This window comes from Streptomyces sp. NPDC002853 (assembly GCF_053591915.1).
The window spans coordinates 124,202-139,612 of record NZ_JBSFUS010000002.1 but is presented as its reverse complement, the minus strand read 5'-3'; the positions used below and the strand labels follow the sequence as shown (position 1 = coordinate 139,612).

At 67.3% G+C, this 15,411-nt stretch carries 10 protein-coding genes and 1 pseudogene; 3 read left to right on the top strand and 8 right to left on the bottom strand.

Annotation, left to right across the window (positions count from 1 at the left end; translation table 11 throughout):
• Window positions 1-201: 201 nt before the first annotated feature.
• The 4 genes and pseudogenes from ACWD02_RS05085 to ACWD02_RS05070 all read right to left on the bottom strand — a co-directional run bounded on the left by ACWD02_RS05085 (window position 202) and on the right by ACWD02_RS05070 (window position 5,715).
• A pseudogene (locus tag ACWD02_RS05085) lies at window positions 202-1,657 on the bottom strand (NF041680 family putative transposase).
• A gap of 285 nt (window positions 1,658-1,942) precedes the next feature.
• Window positions 1,943-2,566 carry an SMI1/KNR4 family protein gene (locus ACWD02_RS05080; RefSeq protein ID WP_451204616.1) on the bottom strand — a complete coding sequence of 208 codons (624 nt, stop codon included), beginning with the start codon at window positions 2,564-2,566 and terminating at the stop codon, window positions 1,943-1,945.
• A 125-nt stretch (window positions 2,567-2,691) separates the two neighbouring features.
• On the bottom strand, window positions 2,692-3,045 hold the full coding sequence (locus ACWD02_RS05075; RefSeq protein WP_451204614.1) for a hypothetical protein: 354 nt from the start codon (window positions 3,043-3,045) through the stop codon (window positions 2,692-2,694).
• A gap of 1,698 nt (window positions 3,046-4,743) precedes the next feature.
• Complete coding sequence (locus ACWD02_RS05070; protein ID WP_451204612.1) at window positions 4,744-5,715, bottom strand: hypothetical protein; 972 nt, start codon at window positions 5,713-5,715, stop codon at window positions 4,744-4,746.
• Between the two features lie 434 nt (window positions 5,716-6,149).
• On the opposite strand from ACWD02_RS05070, the gene ACWD02_RS05065 reads away from it, so the two are divergent.
• Genes ACWD02_RS05065 through ACWD02_RS05055 form a run of 3 tightly spaced genes read left to right on the top strand, consistent with a single transcriptional unit; the run spans window position 6,150 to window position 9,530 of the window.
• Window positions 6,150-7,253: an ABC-three component system protein gene (locus ACWD02_RS05065; protein ID WP_451204610.1), complete on the top strand. Its 1,104-nt coding sequence runs from the start codon at window positions 6,150-6,152 to the stop codon at window positions 7,251-7,253.
• Window positions 7,250-7,705: an ABC-three component system middle component 2 gene (locus tag ACWD02_RS05060; protein WP_451204608.1), complete on the top strand. Its 456-nt coding sequence runs from the start codon at window positions 7,250-7,252 to the stop codon at window positions 7,703-7,705. Before ACWD02_RS05065 ends, ACWD02_RS05060 begins: the two co-directional genes overlap by 4 nt.
• On the top strand, window positions 7,698-9,530 hold the full coding sequence (locus tag ACWD02_RS05055; protein ID WP_451204605.1) for a hypothetical protein: 1,833 nt from the start codon (window positions 7,698-7,700) through the stop codon (window positions 9,528-9,530). The genes ACWD02_RS05060 and ACWD02_RS05055 overlap by 8 nt, the downstream gene beginning before the upstream one ends.
• Window positions 9,531-9,949: 419 nt before the next feature.
• On the opposite strand, the gene ACWD02_RS05050 is transcribed toward ACWD02_RS05055, so the two are convergent.
• The 4 genes from ACWD02_RS05050 to ACWD02_RS05035 form a co-directional block, all read right to left on the bottom strand.
• Window positions 9,950-11,023: an ATP/GTP-binding protein gene (locus tag ACWD02_RS05050; protein ID WP_451204601.1), complete on the bottom strand. Its 1,074-nt coding sequence runs from the start codon at window positions 11,021-11,023 to the stop codon at window positions 9,950-9,952.
• Window positions 11,020-13,416: a Mu transposase C-terminal domain-containing protein gene (locus tag ACWD02_RS05045; protein ID WP_451204599.1), complete on the bottom strand. Its 2,397-nt coding sequence runs from the start codon at window positions 13,414-13,416 to the stop codon at window positions 11,020-11,022. Before ACWD02_RS05045 ends, ACWD02_RS05050 begins: the two co-directional genes overlap by 4 nt.
• Window positions 13,413-14,111: a hypothetical protein gene (locus tag ACWD02_RS05040; RefSeq protein ID WP_451204597.1), complete on the bottom strand. Its 699-nt coding sequence runs from the start codon at window positions 14,109-14,111 to the stop codon at window positions 13,413-13,415. The genes ACWD02_RS05045 and ACWD02_RS05040 overlap by 4 nt, the downstream gene beginning before the upstream one ends.
• Before the next feature lie 166 nt (window positions 14,112-14,277).
• Complete coding sequence (locus tag ACWD02_RS05035; RefSeq protein WP_451204595.1) at window positions 14,278-15,297, bottom strand: TniQ family protein; 1,020 nt, start codon at window positions 15,295-15,297, stop codon at window positions 14,278-14,280.
• Window positions 15,298-15,411: the final 114 nt, after the last annotated feature.

Sequence of the window (15,411 nt, the reverse complement as noted above, 5' to 3'; positions counted from 1 at the left end):
GTTTGATAATACGTAAAATGGGTGGGGGGTGTCTAGTGTTGCCGCTCCCTGTTCAACGCGCGGGTGGACCACCTCGACCATGACAAGGGCGGCCGTCATGTGCTCCGGGTGAAGGGCGGTGGCTGGAAGGAGAAGCCGATCCCGCCCCGTGGCGTGGGGCGCGCTGGAGGTCTATCTCGGCGTCCTGAGCTTGTTCTTTATCTACCAGGACCTGCCAGGCTTGCCGATGGCCTTGAGAGTCTCGGGGCGTTTGACGATTTTGCCGACGTCATATCGGGGTGCCCGGTGTTTGTTCCTGGCTCCAGGTGGTCGTCCTGGCCGGCGCCTCGAGGTTTGGGAACACGGGTCGGGCAGGCGAGGTGAACGCGGATGTTCCTGAACCCTCGGCGGACCCGGGCCGGGGTGAGCCGGTAGGAAGTGGTGGGCTTCTCCTAGGGCCGACGGAGGTCCTCGGCGAGAGGACGGGCGAGCCGGAGCTGGGTGTGAGCGACGATCAGGATCCAGGTCCAGCGGTCCGCCGCCTCGGGAGTACGGAGCTTCGGAGTGGTCCAACCGAGGGTCTGCTTGGCGAAGCGGAAGGTGTGTTCCAGGTCGAAGCGTCGGAGAGATGCTTGCCATAAGCGGTCCACGTCGTCCGGAGCGACTCCGGTCCTGGAGGACCATAACCACACCGGCGGGGCATCACGCTCCTTCGATAAATGCTCGACCTTTAGCCGGATCAACGTGCCTTCAACCAGAGGGAGTTCACCGTCATGGTCGAGCCATGAGGAGCGGTGGGTGAGCCTTGGGTGGACCCTGCCCCATGTCTGTGTCTTGGCCTTGCCGTAGTTGGTGGTTGCGGTGACCGTGGTGATCGTGGGCTCGGGCCAGGTTTCCGGCTTGGCGAAGCGGAATTCCGGGCCGTGTTTAGGCGGCCGGCCGCCCTTCGGGTCGTAGACACGAGGCGGCCTTGGCAGTCGCATGACGCGGTCCGAGCGAACCCGGCCGACCAGCTCGACCGGCAGATCGCGCAGGACCCAGGCCAGGCGGGTGACGTCGTAGCCAGCATCGCTGACGATCACGATATCCGGATCCCCGGCCTGCCACTGACCCGCGGCGATGAGCCGTTCAACGACTCCCCGCAGCTGAGCGGCGGTGACCGCGGTGGCGTCATCCACCCGGTCCCAGCCGGACCGCGTCCAGGATCGCGGTCCAAGAGGTGGCGCCCGGCTCCAGGACGGCGACGAAGGAGTAGGGCCAGCCCGGGATGAACTGCGACGCCGTCTTGGCCCGGCCATAGACATGGCAGAACAGCCGCTCGGGCGAGCACGGCGCGTCCGAACGAAGCCATGGCGACACATCGACGGCCAGGACCAGGCGCCCACCGTCGAAACGCGGCAGCGACAACCCGGCCAGCACCGTCCGCACCTGGCCGACATCGATCCGGCCGCGGTTCAGGCCTCCGTACATTGCTCCGTGCCCACGCTGATGCTCGGGCAACAGCGTCAGGTCCACTGGGGACTTCACCGCCCCGTCCGCACGCAGCATCCGTCAGCTCGAACAACGCGTCGCGCCGAGCGGTCAGACACTCGTAGAACTCACCCCGGAAGCGTGACGCTTCCGCGAACGCATCCCTCCGCACAACATCAGGCAGCAGACTCACCCTCACGGCCTTCATCTTGGTCATGTGCACCTTGGTCGGAGCACAGGATCAGACGAAGGCCGCCCCCACGTCCGGCAAACCCTCAGGTGAGCGACTCAGTACGAGGCGCCGTTCGATGCCGGAAGAAAAGGAACAAGCTCAGGGCCTGGGCAAGGGCAGACTCATGGCAACGGCCTTCGTGCAGATCAGATGCCTTACTGGATACGGCACACGGTCGCGTGATGGCCGGTGAAATGCCAGAACCCACCCGAAGTCCGAGACGCGTTCGAGATGCTGCCCGTGATCACGGCTCGCGAGGGGTCAGAGCCCTCCGCAGCGGTGCTTCAGGGCTGCCATGTCCCAGACCACTGACACGCCGTCCTGTTCCGCGTCCGCGTCCTCCCAGTACGGAAGCCCCTGTTCGTCCGTGGTGAGCACGTAGTCCAGGACATCCGTGGCAGAGCCGTCGGACAGGGCCTGCGCGGCCCAGCTGAGCAAGGCTTGCAGCGAGGTGTACTGGGGCCAGTCGTCGAACCGTCCACCGTCACCGTGGGCATGCGCACCGATGCGACCATGCCGGTCACCAGGTGCCATCTCGACGAAGAGGGAACCCCCGGCGCCATCTCTGGCCAGAGGCAACCAGGAGGAACGCCAATAGCGCAGCTCATCGGGAACGTCCCGCTGCTGTGATCCGATCCACCACACATAGTCTTTCGCGATCTCGTCTGCGCCGGACAGCCGGTAGTTGCCGGGCAGCAGGCACTCCCCTGAGCCGTCATGGCGGCGCAGGGACGCCATGAGGTCCTCAGGAAACACGAGCCCGCACTGGCGTTCTGCCGCGCGTACCGCATCAGAGCCCGTGGCAGGGGGCAATGAGGAGTACGCAGCCGGCGCGTACTCACACAACCAGTTCTCGATCCGCAACCACGAGCTGTCAATCGTCATGGCATGCATCGTCGTCCGAGGGACCACCTAGACACCAGACCGGCGTCGTTGCTCGGCACCACGACCGCTCGGTAGTTAAAAGTCAAGTTCAGAGCTCGTCTCGGAGCCTCGACGCGGATTGCCGTCTAGTAGGTCTGGACTTGGCTCAGTGCCCAGATTGCCCAGGTGATCACTGTTAGTGGAATCAGGATGGCTGCGGTGCCGAGTGTGACGCCTGCGCGTGCCCGGTAGCGATCGGCTCCCGCTTGGTCTCGCATTCTGCGCAGCGCGACGGTGCCTGTGACTACTGCAGAGAGCCCCACGGGCAGGAGGAGATAGAGGGGGAGCAGGCGGGCCCACGTCGGGATCGGAGGGATCAGCAGCAACGGGGAGACCATCATCGCGGCGGCGACAGCGCCCAGTACCAGCGATGCCGTCCCCAGCGTCTGCTGACGTGCCGCCGCCTGGTCATTCGCTCCGGTCATCTGCTCAACGGTCATGATCGGGATGCTAGGTGGCAGGTATCGCGCTCCGCTTGGGGAGGAGTACCTAGTTCTTCTGAGTAGCCCGTCTCCGTGCGCACGGCCAGCGGGGGGCTCTGTGCGTACGGAGTCCTCTACCGGTGACGTACAGGATCAGCGGAGGTTGAGAGATGGGCTCATGGAACTTCTGCAGGGGAGGGGGCGGTGGGTGAGTGCTGTTCTTGGGGCGGTGAGGCGTGCTGGGCAGGACGTGAGAGCACTGAGTGTGTCCGGGCCGCTGCTCATGTGGGATGGTGCGCGGCGGCCGCCGCCGCGGGGAGGGGGGGCGGGCCGACGGGACCTGGGCCATGGGCGGGCCGGCGGGCCCCCGGTGAGCTGGTGGGGTGCAGGGGAGCCGTGCCTTATGCCCGGGCTCCCCTGCACGTGCGAGTCACTGGCTCGCAGGCCCTTACAGGATGGTGTGGGCGGGGTGCGGGTAGTCCCCTGCTGTCTCGTCGGCTTCGTCTATGGAGTGGACGCCGAATGCGTTGACGAAGGTGGTTTCGGCCTCCAGCTGGTTGCCTAAGAGTTCGGCTGCTTCTGCGGCGGGGCATTCGTCCATCACGCCGCAGAGAAGCTGCCAGGCTCCGCACTATGGCGTGCTCATCGGTTGCGAGGCCGGGGGAGCGCACGAGCATCACACCGGTGCAGCGGGACTGTGCCAGTCCGCAGGTCAGAAGGAACGCGAAGTTGTCCAGGTGCTCGGGTTCGGCGCCTACCAGGTCGTCTGCTGTCCCGTTGCCCTCGACCGTGATGGTGTCACGTCCAGCAAGAGATGATGTGATCATGGTTCATCGCGTGCTCTTTGACCTGCGATGTTGCAAATAGATCTGAACGAATGCCAGAGGCAGATGACCTGGGCTTTCTCGGCTTAGCACCTCCTTGACCTGCTACGCAGCAAGTAGTTCCGGACTCCAACTCAAGTGCACCTGGACGTGTTACTGCATGGCTGGGCCCGCAAGGACGCTTCCGTACGGAAGTTCCTCTTGATCGTTGCAAGTGCTGTCGTGAGCGTAGGCTTGGCGCGCGTGCTGGTCGCCAAGGCCTCTCGGCCCGCCGTTGGCGACCGCGCCCCTGGCGCGTCCTTGCCAGGAGAGCCCCATGGCACTGCGGCTCGGGCTGGGTTTCCAGCGTCATGACCGGCAACGACCAAGGCCTGCTGGAGAAGGCGGACGAGAGCGGCGACCGGCAGATGCGGCAGGCCCGTCGCCGACGAGGCAGGCCGACGCAGCGCAACGATGCCTGGAGCCGACACTTGGCCTCGACCAGGACGAGGAAGTCCATGCGGAGGAAGGAGTAGCGCACGGTCGCGTCCATGTCGTAGCCGCCATCCGAGCCCTTGACCGTCTCGTGCGATGTCACCGTGAACTCCAGGACTGCGGGTTCTACCGAGCGCAGCAGCTCCACCACGAAATCCTCGAATTCCGCAGCCGTCATGTCGGGCTGGGGGTAGCGGGCCGTGAACCGGGCGACGCTGCCGTCACCGTGCTGCGCTGCACGTGTTTCCAACGCCGCAGCACCTGGGGGGCCGGGGTGTCCTTCGACCGGGAGAATGCCTGGCTGGGCTCGCAGAGGAACGCGGGAACGCCGCCAGCGTCCGTGCGATCTCTTGAGACCCGTGCGCAACCCTGCACCGAGGTGACGGTCGGCTGCAACCCGATTTGCCCGCGGCCGCTGCTACTTGCCGCGCAGTTCATCGATCTGCTGCTGCTCCCAGTAATCAAGGATCATCTGAAGGCGTCTGACGGACGGCTCGATGCGGTTCAGGGCGCGGTCCAGGTTGATGAACGGGATCATCAGGCCGGTGAGCGACGACGTCTTGGATATCAACCCCTGCGCCTGTTTCGCCCAAGACGGCAGGTGACTGGACACGTCATTGAGGCCGTTGAGCATGCGGGCCATGTCGTCATCAGGAAGGGACGCGTCCGCCTCCCCGGAGTTGTCGATGCCCAATAGCTGCCGCGCTGTGGCGACGGCCTCGATGACGGCCTGCACACGCTTGACCGCGTGATCGTGAAACCGGCGGGCCATCGCTTGGATATCGACGTCCACGCCCTCGGCGAGCCGGCCCCGAAGTTGCTGGGGCGTCACGATCGGGCTGGGGCCGGAGGACGCCATCGCCCACCCGATGGGTTGGTGCCGACCGACAAGCTCGTCGGCCAGAACCCGGTAGGCCAGGACAAGATCGGAGATCAGATCCGGCTCCAGTGTGTCGCGGTGATATGCCGCGTTGCGGTACTGGTGCAGCCGGTCGAGCACGTCGCGTTCCTGGATCGTCAGGACGCTTTTCTGCATCAGGAACTTGGTCTTCTCGTGCAGCCGGTCGTCCATGGCCTGACGGCGAACCGGCCCCACGTGCTCATCGACGAGCCGGCTCAGCTCCTCGCTGAGCTCCCCGCCACCGTCACGGAACTCGCGCATCTCCTCGATGCGACTGTCAGCGATCTGGAAGGCCAGCTGGGCGTTGACCTCACGGCCGATGACCACCTCCACCAGGTGGTCGAGGAGGATGAGAGCAAGACGGTCGTGTGCCTGATCGCCTGCCTCGGCGCACCGCCGGATCTCCTCTATCTCGACCGCAAGCCATTTCCACTGCTCGGCTTGCTGCATGGACCCGCGGTCCCAGTCGAAAGCGAACGGCTGAATCATAGGCATGTCACCAGCCTCCCACCCGGTGACCTGCAGCCCACCACCGAGGGGCGCACGAAACCGTCGGCTTCTCATGCAACGGGCCAGACCCGGCGCGGGGTTGGAGGGCCCGGCCCTACCGGCCCTTCTGCGTCTGCAGCAAGAACGCCTACAGCTCGAGGCACGGGCGCAGGCCAGGGCCTGGCACTCAAGCAGCAGGGCAGGACCCGTCAGGCGGCGGTCCGGTCCCCGGCACGCGACGGCACCAACTGGCCTCCTTGAGCCCGGGCGACGTGCACGTGAGGGTTGGCGGTAGCCCAGGACGCAACCTGGGCGGGGTACCCAAGAGCGTCACCGCCTGTGCATCGAAGGTGGCTCTTTTGTGAGCGATCCATTGGTGATATCCCTTGTCGTAACCGTTGCGACGGCACCGATCGGGGACTCAAGGGGGGAACGTGTCGGAGCAGGCGCGTGCGCCACAAGGAGATCCCGCTGAGCCAGCCCTGGTGCTGAAGGGGCCGGTGATGCAGTTCCCCTCTATGCCGAGCCCCAAGAAGATCGTTTTCGGCTATGACCCGGACGAGTTCGAGGAGTTCGTCAAGGAGTGGGTTCCTGCGCTGAACCCGCTGTACGTGCGGGTGGAGCGGCACGGCGGCAGCGGAGACCACGGGATCGATGTGGCCGGCTACCGCACCCCGCAGGGCCTGGAAGGGCCGTGGGACAACTACCAGTGCAAGCGCTACAAGAACGCCCTGAACTGGAGTACCGCCGCAGCCGAGATGCGCAAGATGTTTGCCGGCGTGGTGCTGGGGCACTTCACCCGGCCCACGCAGTACATCTTCGTCGCCCCCGCGATCGCCCGCACCCTGCGCCAGGCCCTCGCGAAACCGAGCCAGGCCCGCGCGACCTTCCTCCAAGACCTGACGGGAAGCGCCGATGAGGTCATCACCAGGCTGAGCGCCGAGCAGCAGCTGCGTGTCGCAGAGCTGGCCGGGCAGACGGACTTTTCCATGTTCGTGCCCGTCGACATGGACCTGATGCTCGCCCAGCACAAAACCACCCCGCACTGGGCGACCCGCTTCGTCGACGAACGACGCGAACGCCCCGCCATCCTGCAGCCTCCCGAGCAGCACGAGCCCGGCGAAGCCCTCTACGTACAGCAGCTGGTGAAGGTCTATACCGAACGCTGGCCAGAGGCGGCCGACACCCCGGAGCTGATCGCCCAGCACCCCAAGGCCGGACAACACATGCGACGCCAGCGCGAAGCGTTCTACAGCGCCGAGTCCCTTCGCCGCTTCGCCCGCGACGCCTACCCGGAAGGACACTTCGACGCGGTCCTGGACGACGTCCACACGATTGCGGTAGAGGTGTCCGACCGACGCTATGAACTGGGCTGGGACCGTCTGCAGGCGGTCCTCGAAGCGGCTGGGGCCATTGCTCTGACCGAGACAGTTCTCAGCTGGTACGTCAGGCCCCTGGACCGCAAGGGGGTATGCCATCACCTGGCCAACGATGGCCGACTGACCTGGTGTGAGGAAGAGGGAGGGGGAGCCGCATGAATCCGCTCAACAGCCCGCTGGAGATCGGAGTGCGCGCGCTGGTGCTGCTCGCCGAGAGCCACCCCAAGCCCCTGGACCTGGCCCAGCTGGCGGTGCTGGATCACGCAGTGCTGCACAGCGGCGACCTCGACGGCCCGCCCAGCCTGCACCCCTCCCTGCCCGGCCACTCCGGCGAACTCGGCATGAAGCGCACCGTGCTGGAACAGGCACTGCTCGTCCTGATCCGCGCCGGGCTCGCCGGCGTCGAGGCGGACGAGACCGGCCTGGTCTACCGCGCCACCGAGCGCGGGCCCGCATTCGTCGACATCCTCGAAGCCCCCTACGTGGGGCGCCTGCGCGAGCGGGCCGAGTGGGCCGTGCACCACTGGGTCCCGCAAACCGACGTACGCGCTGCCACCGCGCAACTGCTCAACAGCTCCCTGCTTCCACCATCCGAGGGCCGCCGTGACTGAGCTGCAGCTGACCCATCTCACCTATGCCGGGTCCAACGTCCCCCCGGCGCAGATCATCTTCGGCCCGGAACTGACCGTCATCTATGGCACCTCCGACACCGGCAAAACTTTCATCGTCAAGTCGATCGAATACATGCTGGGCGGCGCCGACCTGACGATGGTGCCGGAGGCGGACGGCTACACCCAGATCCTTCTGGGACTGCTCATGCCGGACGGCGCCCCCCTGACCCTGGTCCGTGCCCCCGACAGCAACAGCATCCACCTGTACCAGGCGGATCTGCGCGATCAGGTAATCCGCACCCCGGACGCGACGGTCACCGCGGTCCACAACGCCCGCAGCAAGAACAGCCTGTCGATCAATCTGCTGCGCACGCTGGGCCTGCACGACACTCTGATCCGCAAGAACGAAGCGGGCGGCACCCGCCCCCTGGCACTGACCGACCTGGTGCACCTGTCCCTGGTCACGGAGAACCGCATGGTCGGCGAGGTGCCCCCGGTACTGCGTACCGGCACGGCCGCCACCCGCACCGCAGAGTTGTCCGTCATGCGGTTCCTGGTCACCGGGGAGGGCGATCCGGCCGTGGACACCGGCCCCAATGCAGGCCAGCGCCGCGTCCACAAGGGACAGATCCAGCTTCTAGACCAACTCGTCATCGACCTCTCGGCCAAGCTCACCACGCAGGAGAACGACCGCCAACTACGCGCCCGGCTCGCCCGGATCCGTGAAGCGCTGGAGGATCAGTCCGGCCCGCTGCGCCAGGTCAACGAATCCCACCGGGAAGCGGTCGACACCCGCATGGACAGCGCCCGGGAACTGGCCGCCCTCGACGAGCGACTGACCGAGGTCAGTGACCTGCTGGGCCGCTTTAGGCTTCTGGAAGCCCAGTACCGCTCGGACCTGGAGCGCTTGGCCATGGTCAACGAAGTGGGCAGCATCTTGGGGTACTTCAAGGTCGGCACCTGCGTGTTCTGCGGCGCCGAACGCGAGCATCAACAGCCGGGCCACGGAGCGGAGGAAACCACCCAGCTGCACACCGCCGTGGAGGCAGAGGCCGCCAAGACGACCGCTCTGCTGGGGGACTTGCTGCCGACGATCGCCGACCTCGCCGGCGAACAGACAGCCCGTGTGAATCGCCGCGTTGAGGCACAGTCCGACATCGGCGTGTGGGACCAGATCATCGCCGAGCTTGAAGGCGGCATCGCCGAGCTGCGAGCGGACGTCGAAGAGCTCGTGGAGGAGCGGTCGATTGTCGAGCGGCAACTGGAGTTGCACGAGCGCATCGCGGAGCTGGACGAGAAGCGCTCCCGTCTGGTCGCAGAAGGGGCCGTTACCTCTACGCGTCCCACCCAACACATCCCGACGAGGATCTTGAGCGACTTCGACTCCGTCCTCCAACAGACCCTTGACGCATGGCAGGTCCCGGGCGTCGATCACGCGGAATACGACCAGTACTACGCCGAGGTCCGCGCGGGCGGTCGCAAGCGGGCGGAGCGCGGCAAAGGTATGCGATCTGTCCTGCACTCGGCTTTCACCACGGCGCTGGCACGCTTCTGCATGGACCGCGACCTCAGCCATCTCGGCTTCGTGGTCCTGGACTCACCGGTGGTCACCTACCGCGATCCGGAACCGGACGAAATCCCCGATATTGAACTGACCTCCACCGTCGTCGACCGCTTCTACAAGGACATGCTCTCCTTTCCCGGCCAAGCCGTCATCATCGAGAACGGCGACCCGCCGACCAAGGTGCTCTCGGAAGCAACCACCTACCACTTCACCGGAGCAGGGGGCAGGCGAGCAGGTTTCTTCCCCACGCCAAGGCACTGACATCGGGGGCAGACCGACGTCCGTCCGTGTGGCTCCCGGGACTCCTCGAGCACGAGCGCGCCCCCTCCACGGCCGCTGCAGCAGATCGATACCTGCTGGCGGGCGCGGCGTGCCCGGTCCCTGCCGGGCCTCATCGTGATGGCCAGTGGCGAAGAGGCTGCCTGGGGCGCGAGTCCCCGTCGGGTGCGAAGCCCCGGCTGAAACAGCGTGAAGTCCCAGCCAGGGGTACCTGTGCGAAGACGAGGAGGGTGCACCCTACGCAGTGACCTCACTCGCCTGGTGCCGTGGGTTCCCTCGCTGTAGCAGTGCGTCGCTGATTTCCCAAGCCTCCCCACAAACACCGCGCCAGCACAGGACGAAGCCTCCGGCGGTCGCAACCGGGCGGCCCGCAGAGCGCCACAGATCCAGAGACCCGGGCGCTATGCCCAGTCGTCCTCGCAGTCCTGGCGGCCCACGATCATGTCGTTGAGGCCCTCCTCGGTGATGGCCTCGGTGCCGTCCTCAATGGACTGCTGGGCCGTCTGGCAGAGCAACTGGTCGAGGCTGTCCATGTAGCCGCCGGTGCGTTCGTGGAGCAACCTATCGAGGCCTAGCAGGGATTCGGGTGTGTGGTTGTGCAGCGCGAGGTTCTTGTCGTAGGCCTTGAGTACGCTGCGCCAGTCCTCCTCCAGTCCTTTCCGGAAGGGGATCGGTTTGATCGTTATGACGGGCAGGTTGCTGCGGAACTGCTCCGAGGTGTGGGGGCGTCCACTGCGGCCGTGCCGGCGCAGGCCCTCGTTGACGATGTCGGTGGCGCCGCGCCCGCAGTAGATGATCGATACGCGGAGCCGGGCCTGGAGGGAGTCGAAGTAGTCGAATGCGGTGCCCAGTTCGCTGTCGTGGATGCGGTCGACGCCGTCGATCAGGATGAGCGAGGTTCTGCTTTCCTTCATGTGGTGCACGACGGGTTCGGTCATGTCGGTGCTGCGGTAGTTCCGCTTCTCGACGTTGAGGGTGTGGTCCATGCCGAAGTAGTCCGCGAACGGCAGGGACCAGTCCAGGTTGCTGTCGCAGCGGGGCGGGACGTTGATGTGGACGACCGGCGTCCAGATACTGTCCGGCCTTCGCTCGGTCTCCAGAAGCCCCTGGTAGGCGCGGCCGATCTGGAGCAGCAGGACGCTCTTCCCGGCGCACCCGTCGATGATCATGCTCATGCGCTTGCCGAGGGGCCGGAACCGGTTGGTGCGCAACGTGCGCCGCGCGTCCTTGATCCCCTGCGCCACGTCGGGGGTCATGACGGGAATCATCTCCCCGTGGTAGATCATGCGCGGATCGGTGTCGGTGACCTCCGTGCCCAGGGGAGCGCAGTCCGCCAGCGCCGGCTTCTTGCGCTCGCGGCGTACGAAGGCGTTGAACCCGTCGCGTTCTGTGAGGAGTTCGGGCTCGTAGCGCAGGAACTGGTGTGTCGAATCCGTTGCGCCCGCGCGCTGCGCGATATCCAGGTTGTCCATCATGTCTCCTGCCGGTTGGGTCCCAGCGGCGCATTGCCGCCGTCGTGGGACTCGGAAGGCTTCCGGGCCTGCTTGGCCCGCATGCCGCGGAAGATGTCGCCGGGCACGCCGGCCAGCCCGTGGGGCCGCGCGGCGGGGGAGCGGCGCCTGCGGCCCGGGGGAGCGGCGGGCTCCTGCTGCGGCGCCGACTCGTTGTCCGGGCCCGCGCAGTCCTCTGCCGGCCCGGTCGCACGCTGGCCGGGGAAGAGGTCCTTGGCCGCGACGTTGAGCAGCGGCGCGGGCCGTACGCTGCCCGGGACGGCCGGTGTGATCCCGGCGTAGGGGTTGACGGCCGCCTCGGTGATCTCCAGCGTCTGCGGGACGAAGGCGGCCGCCGGGGTGGCGGCCGCGGGGGAGGGGGCGGATCCGGAGCCGCGGCGCGCGCGGTCCAGCAGGTCGTCCACCGCGCGGGCGATGGCCTCCTCGGTGCCCTCCCGGCCGTCCTGCTCGCCGGTGAGGAGCGCGGCCTGCTCCCACAAGTACTGTGTCCAGGCGTCGTGGATCAAGTGCTGGTACTTGAAGTCGAACGGCACCCAGGGGTCGCGTCCCGGATCGGCTTCGACGCTGTGGTCGTAGAGCCACACCCGTTGCGGGACATAGGGGTTGTAGTAGATCGGCCAGCGCCGTCCCTGTCCCTTGATGCCGGTGTGGCGGTGCTTGAAGTCCCTGATGCGGGTGCTGATATAGGTCCGGTTGTCGATCTTGATGCCGTCGCGGGTGACGATCCGCTGCGCGCGCAGGAGCAGTTTGCGGTTCTCCTCAGGGGAGGCCGGCCGGGGCACTCCCTCGGTTGCCACGGCCGTCGCGTACATCCGATTCGGTGTGAGCACCATGGTGGGGTAGATGGGGCACCGCAGCCCTTCGAGCTCCGTGGTCTGCCATTTAGTGACGACCCACTCGTGCCACAGGTCCTGCAACTTGTTCAAGGACAGCAGAGGTTCGTGCTCGACGTTCTTGCCGCGCCGGTCCAGCCGGTTGCCGGTGTAACCGGCGACGTGCTGGGAGAAGCCGCTCTTGATCGAGGCGTTGGTCCGCTCGATGATGCCCTTGTCCTGGGCGGTGCGTTCCCGGGCGGGTTCCACCTCGATGCTCAGCGTCTCGCAGGCGTCCCTGAAGTGCCCGGCTTTGAAGATCTTGGCGTTGTCGACGACCACGGTCTTCGGGCGGATCACCGGCCGGGCCGCAGCACCGGCCATCCGCGGGTCCTGCGCGAGCATCTCGGTGAAGGGCAGGTCGGAGTTCTCTGCCAGTGCCAGCGGGGACCAGCCTGGGCGCGCCGGCAACGGCGCCATCATCTGGGCCAGCAGCAAGGAGGCGTCCAGCGCCTTGGTCCCGCGTCCGCCCCGGCGCCGGCTCCTCGGTCCCTTTTTGCGCCCTGAGTGTTTCGGCACGATCATCCCGGCGGGCAGGCAGCGGGTGAGGTTGTCAATTGCGTAGGTCAACTCCACCTGCACGGGGCGCCCGTCGTCGCCGCGGGCGATCACGTCCAGTCCGGTGGAGTCGATCTGCACGCGCTCGCCCAGCAGCGACACCACGGGCGGGTGGAAAGGCCCGTCGGCAGGCTCCTCGCCCGGCCCGTCCTGCCGGGCGGCTTTCCCTTCCGACGCCACGGAGATCCCCAGCCGCTGCAGCAGGTCGTAGAAGGTCGACCGGGCGGGCCACAGTTCGTCGAACTCGTCGGGGTGGGCGCGGCGCAGGGCGATCCGCACGCGTCTGCGCAGCCGGGAGAGCGTTCCCGCCGACTCGCCGCCCGGTGTCCGCTCCTGCAAAACCAGTTTGACGAGCCGCTCATCGCAGCGGCCGTGGGGCGAGCTGGTGCGCAGCCAGCGCTGGTCGATCAGGCCGAGGATGCCCTCCTTCTCGTAGGCCAGGCACTTGCGCTGCACCGTGGCGACCGAACCCGTCAGCCCGGCCGCCGCCAGCTCGGTTGCCTTAAGCGCGTAGCGGGCGCTGCGGGTGGTCGTCGCCGGGTCGTAGCCGGGCCGCGGGGTGAACCGGCCCTCCCGCACGCGCAGGGGGCGTCCGGTCAGCACCTCCTGGACGTGCTTCTGCCAGCGCCGCACCATCTCCCGCTGGGGCTCGTCCAGACGGTCCAGCACCGACAGGTCCGGCAGCGCCTCCGGCTGCCGAGGTGCCCCGTCCGCATCCAGTACGGCGAAGTCGTTGGCGGCGACCAGCACGCAGACCAGCACCTGAGCGTCCAGGCCGTGCTCGTCCAGGGCCGCCAGGTGCACCGTGGAGCCCTGCACGGCGCCGATCAGATAGCGCCCGGCCTCCCACCGCACCGTCATGCCCGGCCGCAGTACGTCTGCCGGCCCGTCCGCTTCCCCCGCGCCCGACGCCGGCGAGGCACTCATGAGCTCTGCCCAGATGCCCAGACGATGCTGGTGGGGATCAAGGGAAGGTCCCAGTGGGTGGTCAACTCGCCGGTCCACAGCAGATGCCAGCACAGGGGCCGGGGGAGTGAGAGACAGTCGGCGCCCTCGCACAGAGGGCGAGGCCGGGCGAAGGCCCGCAGCAGTGCAGGCTTGGCCTCCACGTCCGCATTCTCGTCGTGACGGAAGTGCGAGACCAGGGACAGGTTGCGGCGCAGCAGGCCTTGTGGGACCCGGGCCGTTCGGACCTGCCAGCCGGCCTCGTGCCCGGCCGCTTGCGCTATGGCCCTCTGCTGCTCGTCGGGCTCCCGCCCGCCCCAGGCATACAGGTACAGGCGCCGTTGTCCGTCCACGGTGCGGGCCATGAAGGCCGGATCCACCACCCCGGCGCGCTCCCCGACGTCGCACCACTCCAACTGCAGCGACGACGCGGACAGATAGCTGATGTCGGGGTCCCGGTCGAGGACCATGGCCGCGTCCCGGTGCTCCAGGGACCGGCACACAAAGCTCTTCTTCGTGGTCGACGACCAGTACTGGCGCACCTTCGATCTGCGCCCCTTGTACGGGCGCTGCTCGTGCAGCACCGGCCACTCCTCGACCGGCGCCCCGTGCAGGGCACCTGGAGGCACCAGGCGCTGCCGCCCCAGATCGTCGCGGTGACGGACCTGAATTTCCATCACATGCCTCCCGGTGCCCCAGAACGCGGCGGGCCTGGTGCCCTTTCAACGTCAGGGCAGCAATGCCGCGGAGCGCCACCACCGCTGTTCACCCGAGAAAGGGCAGCGGGGCGGCGCCGGATGCGGCAAGCCCCTCGCCACCCCGGGACGGCCCGCCGCACGGCCGTCACAAAAACAGCCGGTCCATCTCGTTCGGCATCCGCACCCACGGCAGACACGTGAGGTCTGGCAGCGAGGCCAAAGGCGCAGCCTCCTGCCCGGCGACTTCCCTCTCCCCCAAATTTTCTTCGCCGGAGCCCGGGGCCTGCCGGGTGTGCCGCAGCGGATGATGGCTGCTGATCCAGTGCTTCAGCGGCTCGCGGAACGCACAGCCGTGCTGGTTCACCACCCGTCGCAGCCAATCCCGGCTGTCTGCCGCGCTGAGCCTGTGGGCGCGGCCGCGCTCCTCCAGCCCGGCCATGTCCCAGGCCAGCCGGGCCAGCATGCCCAACTGCGCCACAGGACGCGTCCGCTGCTCGCCCACCCGCGCCGCGAGCACGGCCCACTCCCGCTCTCTGGCCCGTGACGGGTCCTCCAGATATCCGACGCACGCCAGCACCGACAGGGCGTCCGCTTCGACCCAGCGGGCAGCGGTGAATCCCAGACGCTTGCGGACACGGTTCAGCCGCTGCTGGGCGCGGACCACACCCGGGTGGCCGCGCAAATCGATGTAAGGGCGTCGAAGACTGCGGGAGTTGTCCATCCAGCGCCCATGACGCAGACACACATGCCACGGATCCGGCAGGATCAGCCAGGCAGGGGAACGGGAGCCACGGCTGGCCGCGCACAGCGAACAGGCCTGCACGATGAACCCGGCACGTGCGTCCCACGGCCACTCCCAGTCGTCAGCCAAGCCGTCGGGCATGAGGAACTCATCGCGGACACTGACCAGCCGCAGGGACAGCTCGGCCACGCTGCAGCCGGAGAGATTGGCCAGCCGCTCGCGTGCATACCGGCTCACGTACATCTCGGTGTACTGCGGCTCCACCGGCAGAGGACCGGCACCGATGCGCATCAGTAACTGTTGCACCGGCCACAGGTTGCGGGCGGCCAGCCTGGTCACATACGACCCCGTCGACTCGCCCTGCAAGAACCGCAGCCGCAGGTGCAGCGGACGCCGGCCCAGCCACGGGTCCCGTTCCACCATGCCGTCCTCCCTACGGAGCACCTCGGCCACCATCCAACTCCGCCCGCCCCCAGCCGGCACCGCTCATCGGACAAGTGATCCCACCCGGAAAGGACAGATACAAAAGCGCGCCGA

Bases quoted from the DNA above. Each gene is read 5' to 3' on its own strand.
- ACWD02_RS05080 (WP_451204616.1), bottom strand. From the start codon at position 2,566: ATGACGATTGACAGCTCGTGGTTGCGGATCGAGAACTGGTTGTGTGAG.
- ACWD02_RS05075 (WP_451204614.1), bottom strand. From the start codon at position 3,045: ATGACCGTTGAGCAGATGACCGGAGCGAATGACCAGGCGGCGGCACGT.
- ACWD02_RS05070 (WP_451204612.1), bottom strand. From the start codon at position 5,715: ATGATTCAGCCGTTCGCTTTCGACTGGGACCGCGGGTCCATGCAGCAA.
- ACWD02_RS05060 (WP_451204608.1), top strand. From the start codon at position 7,250: ATGAATCCGCTCAACAGCCCGCTGGAGATCGGAGTGCGCGCGCTGGTG.
- ACWD02_RS05050 (WP_451204601.1), bottom strand. From the start codon at position 11,023: ATGATGGACAACCTGGATATCGCGCAGCGCGCGGGCGCAACGGATTCG.
- ACWD02_RS05045 (WP_451204599.1), bottom strand. From the start codon at position 13,416: ATGAGTGCCTCGCCGGCGTCGGGCGCGGGGGAAGCGGACGGGCCGGCA.
- ACWD02_RS05040 (WP_451204597.1), bottom strand. From the start codon at position 14,111: ATGGAAATTCAGGTCCGTCACCGCGACGATCTGGGGCGGCAGCGCCTG.
- ACWD02_RS05035 (WP_451204595.1), bottom strand. From the start codon at position 15,297: ATGGTGGAACGGGACCCGTGGCTGGGCCGGCGTCCGCTGCACCTGCGG.